At 58.7% G+C, this 17,554-nt stretch carries 20 protein-coding genes and 2 riboswitches; of the genes, 7 read left to right on the top strand and 13 right to left on the bottom strand.

What is annotated here, in order from left to right:
• Positions 1–38: 38 nt before the first annotated feature.
• Positions 39–1,166 (top strand): sensor histidine kinase, encoded by a 1,128-nt coding sequence (locus CVV65_RS06555; protein WP_198592154.1) that lies wholly within the window; start codon positions 39–41, stop codon positions 1,164–1,166.
• Positions 1,167–1,245: 79 nt separating this feature from the next.
• Positions 1,246–1,911, top strand: coding sequence for a response regulator (locus CVV65_RS06550; RefSeq protein WP_100667461.1), 666 nt, complete (start codon positions 1,246–1,248; stop codon positions 1,909–1,911).
• Between the two features lie 61 nt (positions 1,912–1,972).
• Here the strand turns inward: CVV65_RS06550 and ltrA are convergent, their stop codons facing one another.
• Both ltrA and CVV65_RS06535 read right to left on the bottom strand, forming a co-directional pair.
• Positions 1,973–3,385: a group II intron reverse transcriptase/maturase gene (gene ltrA / locus CVV65_RS06545; RefSeq protein ID WP_198592060.1), complete on the bottom strand. Its 1,413-nt coding sequence runs from the start codon at positions 3,383–3,385 to the stop codon at positions 1,973–1,975.
• Between the two features lie 454 nt (positions 3,386–3,839).
• Positions 3,840–5,486: a universal stress protein gene (locus tag CVV65_RS06535; protein WP_133121246.1), complete on the bottom strand. Its 1,647-nt coding sequence runs from the start codon at positions 5,484–5,486 to the stop codon at positions 3,840–3,842.
• Positions 5,487–5,732: 246 nt separating this feature from the next.
• A riboswitch (SAM riboswitch) is annotated at positions 5,733–5,855 on the top strand.
• Positions 5,856–5,915: 60 nt separating this feature from the next.
• On the opposite strand from CVV65_RS06535, the gene CVV65_RS06530 reads away from it, so the two are divergent.
• Genes CVV65_RS06530 through CVV65_RS06520 form a run of 3 tightly spaced genes read left to right on the top strand, consistent with a single transcriptional unit; the run spans position 5,916 to position 8,477 of the window.
• Positions 5,916–6,944 (top strand): methionine ABC transporter ATP-binding protein, encoded by a 1,029-nt coding sequence (locus CVV65_RS06530; protein ID WP_100667458.1) that lies wholly within the window; start codon positions 5,916–5,918, stop codon positions 6,942–6,944.
• A complete protein-coding gene (locus tag CVV65_RS06525; RefSeq protein WP_100667457.1) occupies positions 6,922–7,575 on the top strand; it encodes a methionine ABC transporter permease in 654 nt (217 codons plus the stop codon). Before CVV65_RS06530 ends, CVV65_RS06525 begins: the two co-directional genes overlap by 23 nt.
• Before the next feature lie 38 nt (positions 7,576–7,613).
• Positions 7,614–8,477 (top strand): MetQ/NlpA family ABC transporter substrate-binding protein, encoded by an 864-nt coding sequence (locus CVV65_RS06520; protein ID WP_100667456.1) that lies wholly within the window; start codon positions 7,614–7,616, stop codon positions 8,475–8,477.
• A gap of 139 nt (positions 8,478–8,616) precedes the next feature.
• Here the strand turns inward: CVV65_RS06520 and CVV65_RS16750 are convergent, their stop codons facing one another.
• Positions 8,617–8,772 carry a hypothetical protein gene (locus CVV65_RS16750; RefSeq protein WP_157935418.1) on the bottom strand — a complete coding sequence of 52 codons (156 nt, stop codon included), beginning with the start codon at positions 8,770–8,772 and terminating at the stop codon, positions 8,617–8,619.
• A 138-nt stretch (positions 8,773–8,910) separates the two neighbouring features.
• On the opposite strand from CVV65_RS16750, the gene CVV65_RS06515 reads away from it, so the two are divergent.
• The gene (locus CVV65_RS06515) at positions 8,911–9,393 is read left to right on the top strand and encodes a hypothetical protein (protein WP_100667455.1); all 483 of its coding nucleotides are present in this window, start codon (positions 8,911–8,913) and stop codon (positions 9,391–9,393) included.
• 332 nt (positions 9,394–9,725) lie between these two features.
• Here CVV65_RS06515 and CVV65_RS16745 read toward each other — a convergent pair whose 3' ends face one another.
• From CVV65_RS16745 to CVV65_RS06465, 9 genes are all read right to left on the bottom strand, one after another.
• Positions 9,726–9,881, bottom strand: a complete 156-nt coding sequence (locus tag CVV65_RS16745) for a hypothetical protein (protein ID WP_157935417.1) — start codon at positions 9,879–9,881, stop codon at positions 9,726–9,728.
• A 142-nt stretch (positions 9,882–10,023) separates the two neighbouring features.
• Entirely contained in the window at positions 10,024–10,731 is a 708-nt protein-coding gene (locus CVV65_RS06505; protein WP_157935416.1) for a TVP38/TMEM64 family protein, read from the bottom strand.
• A gap of 70 nt (positions 10,732–10,801) precedes the next feature.
• The gene (locus CVV65_RS06500; protein ID WP_331250455.1) at positions 10,802–11,041 is read right to left on the bottom strand and encodes a heavy-metal-associated domain-containing protein; all 240 of its coding nucleotides are present in this window, start codon (positions 11,039–11,041) and stop codon (positions 10,802–10,804) included.
• Positions 11,042–11,049: 8 nt separating this feature from the next.
• Entirely contained in the window at positions 11,050–11,322 is a 273-nt protein-coding gene (locus tag CVV65_RS06495) for a metal-sensitive transcriptional regulator (RefSeq protein ID WP_013075952.1), read from the bottom strand.
• A 48-nt stretch (positions 11,323–11,370) separates the two neighbouring features.
• Complete coding sequence (locus tag CVV65_RS06490) at positions 11,371–12,231, bottom strand: galactose-1-phosphate uridylyltransferase (RefSeq protein WP_100667453.1); 861 nt, start codon at positions 12,229–12,231, stop codon at positions 11,371–11,373.
• 120 nt (positions 12,232–12,351) lie between these two features.
• Entirely contained in the window at positions 12,352–12,654 is a 303-nt protein-coding gene (locus CVV65_RS06485) for a hypothetical protein (RefSeq protein WP_100667452.1), read from the bottom strand.
• A riboswitch (cyclic di-AMP (ydaO/yuaA leader) is annotated at positions 12,655–12,788 on the bottom strand. It lies immediately after the preceding gene.
• Positions 12,789–13,221: 433 nt separating this feature from the next.
• The gene (locus tag CVV65_RS06475; RefSeq protein ID WP_157935415.1) at positions 13,222–13,986 is read right to left on the bottom strand and encodes an SDR family oxidoreductase; all 765 of its coding nucleotides are present in this window, start codon (positions 13,984–13,986) and stop codon (positions 13,222–13,224) included.
• Positions 13,987–14,015: 29 nt separating this feature from the next.
• On the bottom strand, positions 14,016–14,585 hold the full coding sequence (pssA, locus tag CVV65_RS06470) for a CDP-diacylglycerol--serine O-phosphatidyltransferase (RefSeq protein WP_197945572.1): 570 nt from the start codon (positions 14,583–14,585) through the stop codon (positions 14,016–14,018).
• Positions 14,586–14,725: 140 nt separating this feature from the next.
• A complete protein-coding gene (locus CVV65_RS06465) occupies positions 14,726–16,228 on the bottom strand; it encodes a carboxypeptidase M32 (RefSeq protein ID WP_100667448.1) in 1,503 nt (500 codons plus the stop codon).
• Between the two features lie 201 nt (positions 16,229–16,429).
• Between CVV65_RS06465 and pdo the strand changes: the two genes are divergently transcribed.
• Complete coding sequence (pdo, locus tag CVV65_RS06460) at positions 16,430–17,077, top strand: protein disulfide oxidoreductase (RefSeq protein ID WP_100667447.1); 648 nt, start codon at positions 16,430–16,432, stop codon at positions 17,075–17,077.
• A 91-nt stretch (positions 17,078–17,168) separates the two neighbouring features.
• Here pdo and CVV65_RS06455 read toward each other — a convergent pair whose 3' ends face one another.
• Complete coding sequence (locus CVV65_RS06455) at positions 17,169–17,543, bottom strand: DUF423 domain-containing protein (RefSeq protein WP_100667446.1); 375 nt, start codon at positions 17,541–17,543, stop codon at positions 17,169–17,171.
• Positions 17,544–17,554: the final 11 nt, after the last annotated feature.

Genomic DNA, 17,554 nt, shown 5'->3' with positions numbered 1-17,554 from the left:
TTTTCGGCACAGGCGGTCGGGAACGGGGGGCGATGAAGATGAGTGACAGGAAGGAACAAGGGGATAACCCGGCCCTGTATTGCCACGCTTTGCTGGAACACGCTTCGGATGGCTTGGTGGTGGCGGATGAGGAGCGCCGGATCGTTTTTATGAACCGGGCAGCCAGGGAACTCGTCGGGCTTGCCGAAACCGAACAATTCCCAGACACATGTGCCGAACTTTTGCAATGCCGCAACGACAAGGATGAGAATCTCGCCCTGGCGCCACTGTGCTTCGGTCATTGCGTATTGAATACCAAGGCGCCGCTCAGCTACGTGGAGATGAACATCCATTCCCGACAGGGTGATGTGATCCCCGTCGCTGTCTCCTACTCGTATATTCCAGCCGGCAACCGCCGGTACTTCCTCATGAGCCTTCGAGACCTCAGGGAACGCCGACACTTAGAAGAAGAGCGGCGAAAACGCGACGAAATGTACTTTACGCTCCAGGAACGAGAGCGCCTGGCCAGGGACCTTCACGACGGTGTCGTGCAGGATATCGCCTACTCTCATATGCAGCTCAAACTGGTCCAGTCGCTGCTCGCCCAGGGTCGGGTCGCAGAAGCCCAGGATAAACTCCGGGATGTCACCGAAGTGGTCCACGACAGTTTTGTGGAATTGCGGCACGTGCTTTATGACCTCACCATTCACGCGGGAAAGGATCTGAAACATTTTTTGTCCAAATGGCTGGCCGAATTCCAGCAGCGGTCCGGGATCCCCGTCGAAGTTGCGATGCTCGAATTTCCGGACACCTGCGACCCTTATATTGGCGATCAGGTGACCAAAATCGTACAGGAAGCCCTGGCAAATGTCCGCAAGCACAGCGGGGCCACGAAAGCGTGGATGACCCTCGGTGCCTGTCCGGTGGGGCCCTACCGTCAGCAATTTAGCGTCATCATCGAAGATAACGGGTGCGGAATCCCCGAGGACGTCCTTCATCGTTTCAATCAGGGATGGGCGGATCATGAGAATGCCGGTCGTCACTTTGGCCTGAAGGCCATGCGGGAGCGAGCCCAATCCCTGGGTGGAATCTTGACCATTTCCCGCCGGAACCCGACGGGGACCCGGGTTGAGCTGCATTGGTTCCAGGACATATCCCATGAAGACGCTGTCAAGCAAGCCGGTTAATCGGGGCCGCTGTGACGCCGATGCCGGCCCGGGGATCAGGATCCCGTCCCGAAACGCCAGAGGAAGAGGGGAACGAAAGATGCCGGTGAGTGTGCTCCTTGTCGACGATCACGCTCTGTTTCGCCGGGGGGTGAGAACAATCCTCGAAACTGCCGAAGATCTTTCGGTGGTCGGAGAAGCTTCAAACGGAAAACAAGCGGTGGAACTTTATGCCGAACTGCATCCCGACCTCGTCCTGATGGACATTCGTATGCCGGTGATGGGCGGACTGGAGGCCGTGCGGAGGCTGCGAGCCATGGACCCCCAGGTGCGCATCTTGATCCTCACCGTTTCCGAGGAGGACGACGATCTTTTTGAAGCCATCCGAGCGGGAGCCAACGGATACCTGTTGAAAAACGTCGATCCCGACGAATTGATCTCCAGCATCCAGAAAGTCGCGGCGGGGGAAGCGGTGATCCCGGGTCTGCTGGCCGCCCGGATCATGGCAGAACTCCACAAGGAAGCTAGCCCCGAGGAAGTCCTTGACCCTTTGACGGGCCGGGAACTCCAAGTCCTGGGATATTTGAGCACCGGGGCCTCCAACCGGGAGATTGCTAAACAGTTGTTCATCAGTGAACACACCGTGCGCAATCATATCCAGAACATCCTCAGCAAACTCCATCTGACGAATCGCGTCCAGGCTGCCGCTTACGCCATTCGCCAGGGCATCCGCCCACCGGACACTCCCCCCTCAGACATCGAGTAGGAGGGGGCGGCTAGCCCCCGTCCTCTCACACCACCGGACATGCGGGTCCGCATCCGGCGGTTCACCAAGATTGACGAAGCCTTCGGTAACGTTCGGTTAAGCTCATGAGTCCTTGGGCCTGCCAATAGGCGTTCCCCAAGGCTCGATTCATCGGCCCATGGGCCATCCGCCACGGTCCTTTGCGGGCATTGGCAAATTGATGAACGACCCACTCCGGCAGCCCTAGCGCGCGCAGTTCACGGTATCGCGTCCGTACCCGTTTCCACTGTTTCCAGAGACACATCCGCAGCCTCCGCCGGATCCATCCTTCGATTTCTTCGAAGGTGCTCGGCGTCTCCGCCAGGGCAAAGTATCCCATCCATCCGCCCAGATACGTGTTCAGCCGCCGGATGCGTTCCTCCATGGCGATCGGTGTGTTCCTCGCCGTGAGGGTTCGGATCTTGGCCTTGACCCGCTCGATCGACTGTCTGGCCAAGCGAATGCGGATTTCCCCGGCTTTGCGTTTGTACATGCTGAATCCCAGAAACTTCAGTTTCCACGGTCGGTCCACCGTGCTCTTCTGCTCGTTGAGTTTGAGTCTTAGCCGCTCCTGCAGGAATGTCCGGACACTGGCCAGGACTCTCTCCCCCGCCCGTTTGCTTCGAACGTAGATGTTAGCATCATCCGCATACCGGACGAACTTGTGACCTCTCTTTTCCAGTTCTTTGTCCAGGTCATCCAGAAGGATATTCGCCAACAGGGGACTCAGCGGCCCGCCCTGTGGTGTCCCTTCCTCTCTTTCCATGACCACTCCGTTCACCATGATCCCTGCCTGGAGGTACCGGCGAATGACCTTGAGCACTCGTTTGTCCGTGACCCTCCGGGCTACCCGGGCCATCAGGATGTCATGATTCACTCGGTCAAAGAACTTTTCCAGGTCCATGTCCACGGCCCATTCGTATCCTTCTTCCACATACTGCCTCGCCTTCTTGACCGCCTCGTGTGCCCTTCTTCCGGGTCGGAACCCGTAGCTGGCCTCCGAAAATTGCGGGTCAAAGATGGGCGTCAGCACCTGCAGAAGTGCCTGCTGGATCAGGCGGTCCATCACGGTGGGGATCCCCAGCATCCGCTTGCCTCCCCCGGGTTTCGGGATTTCGACCCGGCGCACGGGCTGCGGTCGGTAGATCCCCGTGAGCAGCTCTTCCCGGATGCGCGGCCACTCGGCTCGGATCTGTTCCCGGAGGTTTTCCGTGGGAATGCCGTCCACGCCGGGGGCACCCTTGTTCTGCTCCACCCGCTTCAGGGCGGCCAGCATGTTCTGCCTGGCCACCACCTTCTCCATCAGGCCGTCACCTTGTTCTCCGCGAGGTGAAGCTCCGCTTTGTGCCGGAGAAGGGCTCGGCTCTCCCACGGTCCCCCGTGGCTTCACCACTTCCTCCCGTGGGTAGTCCCTGTTCAGGGTTTTCGGCTGTCTTCGTCCTTCTCGCGAACGCACCGGTTTCACCTCTGTCTTGATGTTCGGGCCTTCCCCCGGAGTTCATGACCTCCTGGGTACTATGCCCTCTGCTGACTCCTGCCGGTTCAACCGAACCTCTCGATCCGGGTTGCCAGTCCCCTGGCGTATCCGGCAGGCCTCCCCGGGTAAGAGCGTTGACCTTCCCCCCGCGCCCGCCTCATATACTCCGCCGCCCTTTGGCAGCCTTTGGATTTCGCTGTGTCTTGCCAGCTCATCCGAACGGCGTAGCCTCGTATGAGGTTCTTGTTCATCGGGCCGTGGGTTTGCCTCCAGCTTCCTTCGGATCCCACCTCACGATGGACACCCTTGCCTTTGGCTAGCAGACTCGTGCTGCCTCGCCTGCAGTGGACTTTCACCACCCAGTCAACGCCCATGCCGGGCGCACGAGTAGCGGGGGCAGACTCAAAACGTCCGCCCCCGCGCCCTCGTGGGATTAGCGAACCACCAACACCGAATGTTTGGCCCGATTTAACACACCGTGGCTCACACTGCCAAGAAGAACCCGGTCAATAGCACCCCGGCCGTGGGTCCCCACCACAATGAGATCGACGTTCTCCTCGTCCGCAACATCACAAATCGCCGTAGCCGGATGTCCCACCAGATGCTTGAAGCGCACCCGATCCTTGTAGTCTTTAAAAGTGTTCATCACGGTCTCTTCAATCTGCTTCGCCCAGGACTCCTCGTACTGGGACAAATTGGCCAAGAGGTCCGGAGTGGCTTCATAGTAGTAGGGCACTGTCTGGGACACGTAGAGGACCGTCACCTCTGCCTCCGTCCACTTCGACAAGATATCCGCCACCATCTGTTCCGCTTTCTTAGACGCCTCAGAACCGTCCGTGGCAAACAAAACCTTTTTCATCTCTGACACCTCGCTCGACAGATGATAGAAGTGTTCCTGATCCCGGCTGGCTGGCTCAGGATCGTGAGACACCCTTTTCATAGCCGCCCGACACACCGGCCCGTCCAAACGGCCGGCTAGCTCCTCGGCGTGCAGGAGGCGCGCCAACCGCCTCTTGATCCCGGCTCCTTCCTTCCCCTGAAGGGCCATTTCTTGGTCAACGAGAAATTCAGCCACCTGAAGGATTCGAGAAGGCAGACTCAGCATCTCGCCGGCAAGGCCTTCAGGGTACCCGGTGCCATCGATCCGCTCATGATGCTGGCCGGTCCATATCGCCGGACCCTCCAGGCCGGGTATTTGCTGCAAAAAAGCCTGGGTGTAATAGGAGTGAAGCCGCTCGCGCTCCTCCTGCACATCGCCACCAAACGTCCCTCCTGGGTTTCCCACCAGCCATCCCACATCGTGGTAATAAGCAGCAATATTGAGGGAATAGAGGTCCCGCTCCGACAGCCCCATCTCTTCCCCCAAGCTCATCGCCCAACCTGCCACCCGCTCCGCGTGATTCGGAGTCCCCCGCAAGACGCCGGCCAACCGTCCAAACATTCTCGCCAGCTTGACCGCATCTTCTGAGGACATCGGAGCGTCCCCGGCAGGCCGCTTTGACAACAACACAAAAGGAGAATACGGACCAAACGCATCTAGGACAACTTCTGGGTGCCCAAGCAGTTCTTCAAAAACTCGGACCACATCCGGATCGAAAACCTCACCAGCCCGCTGCCCGATTGCGCGAACCCGGGCCAGTCGCTCGGCCAAAGGGACATCCATCGGCGCCCGGTCCATTACCTGGGCCGCCTCGCGCGCCACCCGCACAATCCTCGCTCCCAATGAAATCTCACGACCGCGGAGCCCAAAAGGTACACCCGAACCGTCCCAGTTTTCCCAACTTTGCCCAACAAACACTTCTGTCCACGGGTCCAAGTCCAGAGACCGAACCCATTGTGCGGAGGCCACCGGTACGAAGGTTGGATCCCGCCGCTTGAAATCCCCGGACGGACTGACGAGAGCGCCGACGTCATGCAACAATCCGGCAAAATATAACGTTCGTGCCTCCCGGAGGCCCAAGCCCACCCCGAGCCCGATCTTCGCCGCGAGATACGCCACCCGCCGGGACCTTCCGACCCTTGCCCCGGACATCAAGTCAAAAATGGAGGACAGAGGGTTCAACGCATCGAACCATTTCATGTGCAACCATTCCCGTTCCCCTAGGAGGTCCACTGCAAATTATTCTTAGTAACCGTCTACAGTCTACCCCATCGGCCACCACCGAGAAAGGTTGACACCGACCAGTTTGCCCTGGTGAACCTGAGCTAACGGATGTAGTCCAAATGAACTATTTCCCCCTCCCTCTTGACGCCGCCATCGCCATTCATTACACTGAGATTCGAACTTGTCCTTATCGTATCAAAGAAATGCAGAGATTACTACAACCTCTTATCGAGAGCAGGCGGAGGGACTGGCCCGATGAAGCCCGGCAACCAACACCGCGCTTGACCATAGCGGGGTGTCAGGTGCTAAATCCTGCGAAGCCCATGGCGCTTCGGGAGATGAGAGGGCCGCTTCAGGGGCCCTTTCGCGACGCGAAAGGGATTTTTTGTGCTAGGAGATTGATCGATGATTGAACTTGACGGAGTATCCAAAGATTTTACGATCGGCGGCCGTGCGGTGCGCGTCCTGGACGGCATCGACTTAAACATTCCAAAGGGCACGATCTACGGGATCATCGGTCACAGCGGGGCGGGGAAAAGCACGTTGGTAAGGTGCATCAACCTCTTGGAACGCCCTACTTCCGGCCGGGTCACCGTAAACGGCAAGGATTTGACAAATCTGGACCCCCGGAAGCTGCAATCCGAGAGACAAAAGATCGGCATGGTGTTCCAACATTTTAATTTGCTGTCTTCTCGCACGGCGGCGGAAAACATCGAGTTCCCGCTAGAGCTGGCGGGCTGGCCAAAAGAACGTCGCCGCCGCCGGGTGGAAGAGCTTCTCCGGCTGGTGGGGTTGTGGGAGCTCCGGGATCAATACCCATCCAAACTGAGCGGCGGCCAGAAACAACGAGTGGGGATCGCCCGGGCCCTTGCCCCTCAGCCGGAAGTGCTCCTGTGCGATGAGGCCACTTCTGCCCTGGATCCCCAAACCACCGATTCGATCCTGGAACTGCTCGCCAGCATCAACCGGTCCCTGGGCCTCACAATGGTGGTCATCACCCACGAGATGCACGTCGTCACCGCGATTTGCGACCGCGTGGCCGTGCTGCACCAAGGGCGCATTGTGGAGGAAGGACGTGTGGTGGACGTGTTTCTCCGGCCGAAACATCCAGTCACCACCGAATTCGTCCGGCAAATGGGCGGTGCCGATACCGATGACCTCCCCGGGGTGCCGCAAGACGAACAGTTGTTGCGGTGTCTCTTTGTGGGAGATTCTGCTTTGCGGCCCGTTTTTTCTGAGGTGACGGAAGAAACCGGGGTACATGTGCGAATTCTTCAGGGATCTGTGGACCGGATGAAAACCATTCCCTACGGTCGGTTCATCGTGGCCCTTGTGGGGCCAGAGGAGGCGAAGCAGAGAGCCATACAAATCCTCCAGGATCGGGGGGCATGGGTGAAGGAGGTGAATTCAGGTGGATCCGGGGCTATGGGGTGAAATCGGACAAGCATCCCTCGATACGGTCTACATGATTGGACTGTCGGTATTGTTCTCGGTCCTGCTGGGTGGGCCCGTGGGGATTTTTCTCGTCGTAGCGGGACCTGGACACCTCAAACCGATGCCCGGTTTGTACCGGATCGTAGGGGCGGTGGTGAATATCGTTCGTTCGATACCATTCATCATCCTGCTCATCCTTATGATCCCGTTCACCCGGCTGCTGGTGGGCACATCCATCGGCGTCACCGCCGCCATCCCGCCCCTGGTGGCCTCGGCGGCCCCATTTTTCGCCCGGCTCGTGGAGACTTCCCTGCGGGAAGTCGACCGGGGAGTCATCGAGGCGGCCCAGGCTATGGGAGCCCGCACCGGCCAGATCATCTGGAAGGTCCTCCTTCCCGAAGCCCGGCCAGGGCTCTTGGCGGGCATCACCATTACCGCCGTGAACCTCATCGGCTACTCGGCTATGGCCGGTGCCATCGGCGGCGGAGGGCTCGGGGACCTGGCGGTCCGATACGGGTATCAGCGGTTCGACACCGGCGTCATGCTGCTGACCACCGCCCTCCTCGTCGTTTTTGTCCAGTTGCTGCAATGGGGCGGAGATCGCCTGGTCCTTCGTTTCACCCGCCGTTAGATCATAAGGTCTGTATCCAACAAAGGGGGTCTTTCACCGTGAAAAAGTTGAAAAGAGCTTTGCCGTTCCTGACCGTCGCCTTGGCCCTAGCCTTAACCGCGTGCGGATCTTCCGGAACATCGGGTTCACCCAGCGACACCGGCCAACAGGGGGGCGTGGAAAAAGTTATCAAAGTTGGAGCGACGGCCGTCCCCCACGCCGAGATTTTGGAACATGTCAAGCCGACATTGGCCAAGGAAGGGATTAAGCTAGAAGTCGTGACCTTTTCAGATTACGCCCAGCTCAACCCGCAATTGGTGGACAAACAGCTAGACGCCAATTATTTTCAACACATTCCTTATCTCGACAATTTCAACCAGCAAAAAGGAACGGACTTGCAGTGGATCGCCAAAGTCCACATTGAACCCATGGGGATTTATTCCAAGAAAATCAAATCTGTGGACGACTTGAAAAGCCAGGGGGGGACGGTGGCCATTCCCAACGACGCCACAAACGGCGGCCGGGCCTTGGCATTATTGGCTAAGGCGGGAGTCATTCAACTGAAACCAGGAGCCGGGGTCACGGCCACCGTTCGAGACATTGTACAAAAGCCGGGCAATTTAACCATCCGGGAGTTGGATGCGGCCATGCTCCCCCGGGCTTTGGACGACGTCACGGCAGCGGTCATCAACACCAACTACGCCCTACAGGCCAACCTCAATCCCACCAAAGACGCCATCTTTTTGGAGAGCGCCGATTCGCCGTACGCGAACGTCCTCGTGGTCCGCAAAGGGGATGAAAAGAGACCGGAGTTGGTCAAGCTGGCCCAAGCCCTCACTTCAGACGACGTAAAACAGTTTATCGAACAAAAGTATCATGGGGCTGTGGTCCCAGCCCCCGCCTTGGCTCCTGCGTTACAGTAGGCGGTTAACGATTCCTTTACGCCTTTGTATGGCTGTTCAAAACTCCTCTTGATCTTGGGCGGACGGTAGAGAGCAAACAGGCCGCCTGGGACCCGCGCCCCGAAAGGGGATCGCGTCCCAGGCGGCCGCCGCCCGACCTTCACCGTGGATCGTCGTAACAAATCAGAATCACTTCTTTCCCCAGCTCCGAGGAAAGCTTGGCCTCAAAAGTTTGCAACTCCTCCAACACATGAGGCGGAAGCTGCGAGAATCGATAATCCCGGCGATCGACCGATTGTTCTGTGCGCGGCTTCACGGCTATCCCCCTCCATAAAACGCGGTCACACACCTATCTTAACCCGCACATTGACGAGCTAATCCAGGGAGTCAACAGATGCCCGGTTTGCATAGGCTGCAGTGCCGACATGAAACGCAGGAAAGGAGTGGCCCCACCATGGAACCCTTGCCTCAACACCCCCACGTGGAACATGTCGTCTTTACCCGGGTACTGGACCATCTGACGGCGAGCGAATATGCTCTCGCCGTGCTCTGCTCCGTCAGTCGACAGATGAAACTTTTCGCCGTGACAAAGGACCTGCCGGGTTTCGATGAGTTTTATCGGGAGATTTATGAGAGTTCCTATCACCGGATCACGGCGAAAGGAAGCGTCCGCCGCATCTTAGCCGGAGATCACCACGCCACCGTCGTCGCCATTGCCGTTCACAGCATGCACAAAGCGGCAGAACACGACCGCTTGGCTGGGGAAGCCGTCCACCGAATGGCTGCAGCGGAAGCGAAAGAAGACGCCCGGCGGTGGATCACTTCTGTTCGCGCTTGGCACGAGCGAACCGCGACCGAGTTGCAGGTGGCCGTGACCCGAACCCGGGAATCGGTGGGTGAAGCGTTCTGGACATCCGCCCTTCAGCTCGATGATTGATGTTCAAACAGGACCCGAAGAACCAATTCCGCTGTGGCCACATTGGTGACTAAGGGCACATTGTGGACATCGCACACCCGGAGCAGAGCGGTGATGTCCGGTTCATGAGTCTGTGCCGTTAAGGGGCTATCAGTGCCACCCGTAGCACGACATTTCCCCCTTTTCCTCGTCGCGTCCCACCCGGGAAACCGTAGACGGAGAGAGGTCTCTGTGCGAACCAGTGTATCATAACCGAGGGAATTGTCGTACGTGAAAAACGCCATGGGATCCCCACGGCGTTTCCTGTGTCAACGACGATCGAGGCGGAGAAACCCCGCTTCAGCCCGGTACCTTCATCCACCCGTCGTTTGTTGTAAGTCTTCCAACATATCCTGCAGTTCCATCCGACGAATCAGAATCCTGACCCGCTCGGCCCGATCCGCCCACATCCACTGATCGAGCAGAGACTCCTTCTCTCGTTCCAATTCCTTGATGCGGTCCTGTTCCACGCGGATTCACCTCCTGGCATCCAATATGCCCCGCAACCCAGAGGTTCATCCTTAGGAAACCCGCGCTTTTGTGAAAAAAGGCACGATCTAGACAATGACCGGGGACCGGCCCACCCAAAAGAACTGAGCCTTCACTCCAGTCTCAGGTTCGGGGCCCATTCCGGGAGTCCCGTGTTTTACCGGGTGTAAAAACCGACCGGCCCATCCAGAGCCCTCCCGCAACCAAAACCAGCCAAGCCACTCCACCGAGGAGAGCCCTTGACCATACAACGCCCTCCGGTCTCCAAAAAGCTCCTCCAAAAAAAGACTCGACGGCAATCATAGGAAAAGTCCCGAGCAATGTCCCCACAAGAAACGACCGATACATCATTCCAGAGATTCCCGCCAGCCCATCGATGGCCGATGACGGGATGACCGGAACCAACCGGGTGAGCGCCACCAAAATCCATCCTTTTGAGGCCGCTGCCCGGTCCAGGCGCTCGGCGAGAGGATGATCCCTCCACCTGCGCCGGACCCACCCGCGCAAAATCCCGCGGCTGAGCCAGAACAACAGCGACGCTCCTGCGGCGATACCTAGCCAATTGATCAAAAAACCCGGAAGCGCGCCAAACAAAGCAACATTCGCCCCGGCCAGGACCACGAAGGGGATGTACGGAAAAACAGCGTGGGCGACGACCAATGCGGCCGCCGCCCCCCAGGCCATATAACCAAAACCCCTCAGGTGAGTGAACCAGTCCCCGGGGTTGGGCGAAGGGTGGCCGCCGAGCCCTCGATGCACCCATCCTGCAGCGAGGATCAGCACCGCCACGAGGATCAGCCCTTGCACCCACCGACGACTTTCTCGCACCACCCCGGGTCCTCCTTTCGCCATTCCTCCCCGATCTACAATTGAGGTTTTGTGAAGTTTTGGGTCGGCGCTGTTAGTGGTCCGACATACCCGTCAATTCGTACCCGGCCTCTTCGATGGCTTCGCGGAATTGAGGTTCTCGCACCTTGGATCCGTCGAACTTCACCAATGCCTTACCCTTATCAAGATCCACATCCACCTCGTGAACTCCGGCCAAGGCAGACAAGGCCGACTTCACGGCGTGTACACAATGACTACAGGACATACCTTTTATATGCAGGACTTTTGTCTCCAACTTGCTTCCGACCTCCACCCAAAAATTTATTTCGTAAAGAACTCAACGGCTTCCATCAGTTCCGTGATGGCTTCCTCCCCGCCGTTCGACTGAATGGCCCGGGTTACACACCCACGGGTGTGCGCTTCAAGCACCGTCAGTGCGACTTTGTTGGCAGCCGCTCGAATGGCCGCCAACTGGGTGAGAATATCTACGCAGTACCGATCGTCTTCAATCATTTTCTGAACCCCGCGCACCTGTCCTTCAATTCGGCGGAGACGCTGGATCAGCTCGTCCTTGACATCGGCGTACCCGTGCAACCGGTTCACCACCTTCGGCGCTATCTTACCATACCGGAGTATCGTAAATCAAACGCCTCGAAGCAAAGCGACGGCCCGTTCGGGATCCAGCCCGTTGATCCCCGCCCCGGTTCCAATGACAAATCCCGAGGAAGTGAAAATCCGCGCAAACACCAAGAAGCGAAGGTGATAATCCTCATCCCGGTCGTGACACAAAATAATGTTGTATGCCCGTCCATCAATAGCCTTCTCCAGTGCCCCCACCGCCTGGTGCAATACCGCCGCCATACCCGTAAGGACATCGTCAGGTATCGATTCGAAAGCCCCCACGTGGCGCCGGGGAGTCACCCACATTTCAAAAGGGTGCATCGAGGCGTAAGGGGCAAAGGCCATCGCCCATTCATTCTCGGCCACCAGGCGTTCGGGAACCATCCCGTCGATCTCGCGACAGATCGGACAACAACCCGCCCGTTGCAGCCTTTGAAACCCCTCCCGCTCCCGCTCGATGGCCGGAGGAACAAAGGGCAGAGCGTATAATTGACTGTGAGGATGCGGTTGTGTACCCCCCGATTGTCTTCCCCAGTTGCGAAACATGGATACGTATACGACCCCGGGGTGGTCGTATAAATGTTTCATCCGCTCACGGATGACCCACAGCAGCACGGCAATGGCCTCTGCAGAATGTTGGCCGAGCATCCGGTCGTGCACCCGGCTCTCCACCACCAATTCCTGGGCCATCCCTTCCGGCACTACCGGGTATAGATTATCCCAAACACTGATGGCGTCATCCCCCACAGGATAAACCTGTTTAATCGATTCAGAGGGATGACAGAAAGGACAATGCCCATCGATGTAGCCATTGGGTTTCCGTCGGTGATCGATGTATAGAATTGGATCCCCCGTGATGGCATGGAACCGGACGTGGTTCATGTCGACCCTCTCCCTCTTTCGCCGAGGTGATCCCTTATAAAAAGGACCGCCAGCAAGCGGTCCCTTTTACGTGCCTCCCCGATTCTGTCTCGCTTGTATCCGAATCGCGCCGTTCTCGCCCTAGACGCCCAACATGGCGGAAAACTCCATGGATCGACCGCTGGCCAGGATCACTTCGCGAAGCGCCTCAATGACGGAGCCGATGTCGGCTTTCCCCCGCAAGCCGTGGGGATTCCCGACCTCCACTTCCCGCAGGTCGGGGTTGTTTCTCAAATTCACACCGACTAAACGCGCCACTAAGCGGATCGACCCAAAAGGCAATTCGAATCGCCTCTCATTGAGCCGGATCCACGGAACATGTCCGTCCCCCAGCCGGATCGACACCCGAACACACCTCGGGTCCTTGACCCTTTCCTGCAACACCCACCCACTCTCCTTTCGCTTACGGGGTTAGCTGACGGGTTCGGGTCGAGAGCCACCCTACCGGCCTTGGCCGGATTCACCCCAAAGTCCTGGGTCCCCCGCTTCCGTTGTCCGGAACTCAGCGCATCATGACCCCCCCGGGGCACATCATTATTGTATGCCAATCCCGCACAAACAGCAACGCCGGTTTCTGTTGAAAATTCCGCCGACACCACGGCGTGACGCGCTCATCGGCGCCCTTCAAATAAATTCTGCAGCTCTGCACAATATATGCTCAGTCAACCGCCATCCTTGCACTCACGATATCCAACCGGAGGGAGAGGAATGACCCACCGCAAACCGTGGCTTTGGTTGCTCGCAGGACTCGTACTTGGGCTCAGTTTACAGGGGGTGCGGACCGCCATCCGGCACCGCGGCCGCACTTCTCCCGTCCCCTTTGGGCCATCGGTTTATCATACGTTGTTTGGACCCGCTGATCATCCCACCCCACCGTCACGAAAATCACGTTCGCGAAAGTGAATCCCGGCGCTCCTCCAAAAATATCCACCATCGACACCATTGGCCCCATCAATACGTGAAGGGAAAATACTGCACCCCTCCGGTCACGTAAATCACACTCCCGGTAACCATGTCCGAATCTGGATGACACAAAAACTCAACCACCCGGGCCACGTCTTCTCCAGTGGCGGGTCGACCGGCGGGTGTAGAACCTACCGTGGACAAACCCGCCTGGTTTCTGGCGTCGACGATCGCCCCTTCTTTAAATGGATCTCGGATATCTCCGGGACACACCATGTTGACCGTGATCCCGTAGGGGGCTTCTTCCGCGGCCAAAGTCCGGGTAAACGAAAGCAACCCCGCCTTGGCGCCAGCGTACGCCCCCCGCCCTTCCCAAGGCATCCCGCCCTCGATCTGGGGATACCCAAAGGTAATGACCCGCCCAAAATGATTTCCCCGCATGTGGGGAATCAGCCAGCGGGCGTGCCAGTACGCGCTATGTAAGTTGCCGGCGACGAGCTCCTCCCACTCCCCGGCTGCGGTGTCTGCCAGAGGCGTCCGTTTGACCCGAAACGGTCCAACCGCGTGAATCCAGCAGTCAAAATCGTGTTCCCGGCTCAACCACCGATCCACTTGTTGCCTGGACCCTGCGTCACATTGAACCGCCCGCACACCACCAAGACTCCACGTCTTTTTGAGACCTCCGTCGGACTGCTCTCCCACCTCGGCGCGATCCCGTCGGTAGGTCACCACCACGTCATGGCCGCGCCGGGCCAATCGCTCAGCCACGGCTCGACCCAGGCCGGCGATCCCCCCGGTCACCAAGACTTTCAAACCCGCTCCCTCCGATCGCGTCTCATCCCTTAGAATTTCTTAATTGGAATCTTGCTCACCATGAGCGCAGATAAGAGGATCTCAGCCGCCGCAAACCCGAGAAGGTGTACATCCCTCGAGACGAAACTGAGCAACCCGAGCACACCGCCGGCAAACGTAATGGGCACCCCGAGAAAGCCCCCGCTGAACCGTTGCACATTGTAGCGAGCCAACCGCAGTGCGCCGCAGAGCACATAAACCATGGACAACGCCCCACCCACTAGCGGCAGATGTTCCATGTACACCTGGGTATACACCAAGAGCGCCGGGGCCACCCCGAAAGACACCAGGTCGCTCAGACTATCCAGCTCCCGGCCAAAATCGCTTGCAATCCCCAACCGCCGGGCCGTGGAGCCGTCCAGGCGGTCAAACAGCACCGCCACCATCAACGCCACGGCAGCCCAGTGAAACAAATGCATGGACGACAACAGTACCGACAACAGCCCGAGGGACAGATTGGCGGCCGTGATCGTGTTCGCGGCATATTTCAGCCAACGTCGGGTCGGATTCGGCGGTACCCGCCGGATCCGCAGCTCCGTTCGTACGGGATTTCGTCGCACCCTCAGGCCCCCCCAGGCATACTCACAGCGCAGGGGGCGGATTCCAACCTGCCCCGACCCCTCCGCGCCCTCATTGTACTGTATCCCGGGGAAGGGCGTCCATGAGCGTTTTGACCTGCATGATCCCCAAAGCTCCCCTGTCATAGCCCGTACAGAGGGCCAAATTTCTCACGCCAGTACCGGAGGAGGGGCTCGGCGACCGGCCGGTCGGTACCCGTCGCCCTCTTTAACACCTCGTGAGGTTGCAGCTCCCTCCCGGGCCGGTGAACTTTTTCCCTCAACCACTCCCGCACGGCCGCCACATCCCCTTCGGCCAGCCGCCGGTCGAAGCCGCCCAGGTCCCGATCCATGGCCTCCCAGAATTGCGCCGCATACACGTTTCCCAATGTGTAAGTCGGAAAATAACCAAAGCTCCCTGACGCCCAGTGCACGTCCTGCAAAACACCGTCGGCGTCCCGGTTCGGTTCGAACCCCAAAAGCGCCCTAGTCTTTTCCCTCCAGGCCTGCGGCAGATCGGCCACCTTCAAATCCCCGGAGATCAGAGCCCGTTCCAATTCATAGCGTAAGAGAATATGAAGGTTGTAGGTGACCTCATCCGCCTCGGTACGAATGGGAGAGGGACGGACATCGTTGATTCCCGCATAGAACGTCTCAATATCCAAATCGTTCCACGCCGGACCCAGCCTCTTTGTCAGTTCGCCATAATAGTGCTCCCAGAAGGCCCGGCTGCGGCCCACGACATTCTCCCAAAACCTCGACTGGGACTCATGGACCCCGAGGGATGCTCCGGCGTAAAGGGGGGTTCCCGCTAGGTCCGGATCGATCCCCTGCTCGTAAAGCGCGTGACCACCCTCGTGAAACGCACTGAACAACGCACTGCGAAAATCCTCGACGACATACTTCGTGGTTACCCGCACATCTCCGGCATTCAACGTGATCTGAAAGGGGTGGGCCGTTTCATCGAGGCGCCCCCGGTCAAAATCATACCCGATGGTCTTGAGCGCCCATCGACAGATTCTCTGCTGGGTCTCGACCGGTACCGGACGAGCGAAAACCCCGGGATCGGGCCTGCGCCCAGACTCGGCGATCTCCCCCACCAGGGCGACGGTGGCTTCTCTCAGCGTCGCGAACAGCGGGTCGATCTCGGCTGTGCGCACGCCCGGTTCGTAGAGGTCGAGGAGGGGATCGTAGGGGTCCTTCTCGTAGCCCCAGTATCCGGCGAACTCCCGGGTCATCGCAACGATTTCCTCGAGATATGGTTGAAGGAGGGCAAAATCATTCCGATTCCTGGCATCTTCCCAAGCGGACTCCGCCTTCGCCGTCAGCACGACAAAAGCTCGGTATCGCTCCCGGGGAATGCGCCGGTTGCGGTCGTATTCCCGGCGACACTCCCGAACGAGGGCGGCGGTTCTCCCGTCTAGCCCATGGGCCCTCGCCTCCAACGCTTCGAGAAACTCTCCCATTCGCGACGAGGTCATCAGGCCGAACACCTCGTCCGACAAGGTCCCGATGGCCTCCGCCCGGGCTTCCACCCCCTTTTTCGGCGCCCCGGTCCGCAGATCCCAAGCCATGAGGGACAGCGCCTCCTGAAAATGTTGGATGCGACGGACATAGTCTTCAAACTGCGACTGGATCTTTGTCAATACAATCCCTCCTTGGTCGGAGTCCGGCCACCTTGGTTCGGCGAAATTATGTGGTCTCACCCTCTGGTGATTTTGGTGCGGAACGTGCATACTGAAAGATAGATGGTACCCGTCGCCTTGACACCCGGCCACTAAAAGCGGATAATACCCTTACGGGTACACCGCATCAATGCGGAGTGCATACGGAGGTGCGTAACTGTGATGATCCCGGAAAAAGATCGGCAAAAGATTCGGGAGCGGTTCTCCGCGATGACCGAACCTGTCGTTCTGCGCTTCTTTGAGTCGTCCATTGACTGCCCGACCTGCCCGCAGATCAAAGATCTGTTGCAGGAAGTCGCCGACCTGTCCGACAAGCTCACCCTGGAAGTGTTCAACCTGTACACCGACGAAGACAAGGCGAAGGAGATCGGGGTCGACAAAGCGCCCACTCTCGCCATCCTCGGCGGATCCGGACAGGATTACGGGATTCGCTTCTACGGCGCTCCGGCAGGCTACGAGTTCGCCGCCTTCCTCGAAGCGATCCTCATGATCTCCCGGGGCGACTCGGGCCTGAAAGCAGAGACCAAAACCAAACTGGCCACCATCGACCAAGACGTGACCTTGAACGTCTTCGTCACCCCGACCTGTCCGTACTGCCCGAGCGCCGTACACCTGGCCCATCAGTTTGCCTTCGAGAACGCCCATATCCGCGGTCACATGATCGAGGCTACGGAGTTCCCCGACTGGGCAAACCGCTTCGACGTATACGGCGTGCCAAAGACGGTCATCAACGACCTGGACTCCATCGAAGGCGCTGTCCCGGAAGCCGTCCTCCTGGATCAAGTCCTGGCCGTGGCGACCAAAGCCTAAAATCAGCCGGGGGCCGGCCCTGCAATGTTGTTGGGTCCCCGGGACGGGCGAGTCGCCCGTCCCGGGGATTTTTTGTGGTGCCAGGCGCCATTCAGGCTCCCCGAATCGCCGCCAGAATCAGCAGAATCCAGCCCGCCAAAAAAGCGAGTCCCCCAAAGGGAGTGATGAAACCCAAGGAGGAAACACCACTCAAGGTCAGGGCGTACAGGCTTCCGGAAAACAACACGATCCCCACCACAAACAAGATTCCCGCTCCCGCGACAAGACCTGTCGCATACAGCCGTTCGGACAGAATCGCCACCAGGATCAGGGCCAGTGAGTGAAGAAACTGATAATGGACCCCCGTCTGGTAAATCGATAACATGGCGTCAGAAATTTTCCCGCGAAGCCCGTGGGCGCCGAACGCTCCCAGCGCCACCGAGAGGAAAGCTCCAATACTCCCGAGGATGACAAAAACCCGCAGCATACTCCTCTCCC

Source organism: Kyrpidia spormannii (genome assembly GCF_002804065.1).
Lineage (GTDB): Bacteria > Bacillota > Bacilli > Kyrpidiales > Kyrpidiaceae > Kyrpidia > Kyrpidia spormannii.
This window is presented reverse-complemented; position numbering and strand designations above follow the sequence as displayed.

Coding starts and splice junctions, on each gene's coding strand:
- CVV65_RS06555 (WP_198592154.1), top strand. CDS start 39: ATGAGTGACAGGAAGGAACAAGGGGATAACCCGGCCCTGTATTGCCAC.
- CVV65_RS06550 (WP_100667461.1), top strand. CDS start 1,246: ATGCCGGTGAGTGTGCTCCTTGTCGACGATCACGCTCTGTTTCGCCGG.
- CVV65_RS06535 (WP_133121246.1), bottom strand. CDS start 5,486: ATGAAATGGTTCGATGCGTTGAACCCTCTGTCCTCCATTTTTGACTTG.
- CVV65_RS06530 (WP_100667458.1), top strand. CDS start 5,916: ATGATTGAACTTGACGGAGTATCCAAAGATTTTACGATCGGCGGCCGT.
- CVV65_RS06515 (WP_100667455.1), top strand. CDS start 8,911: ATGGAACCCTTGCCTCAACACCCCCACGTGGAACATGTCGTCTTTACC.
- CVV65_RS06490 (WP_100667453.1), bottom strand. CDS start 12,231: ATGAACCACGTCCGGTTCCATGCCATCACGGGGGATCCAATTCTATAC.
- pdo (WP_100667447.1), top strand. CDS start 16,430: ATGATCCCGGAAAAAGATCGGCAAAAGATTCGGGAGCGGTTCTCCGCG.
- CVV65_RS06455 (WP_100667446.1), bottom strand. CDS start 17,543: ATGCTGCGGGTTTTTGTCATCCTCGGGAGTATTGGAGCTTTCCTCTCG.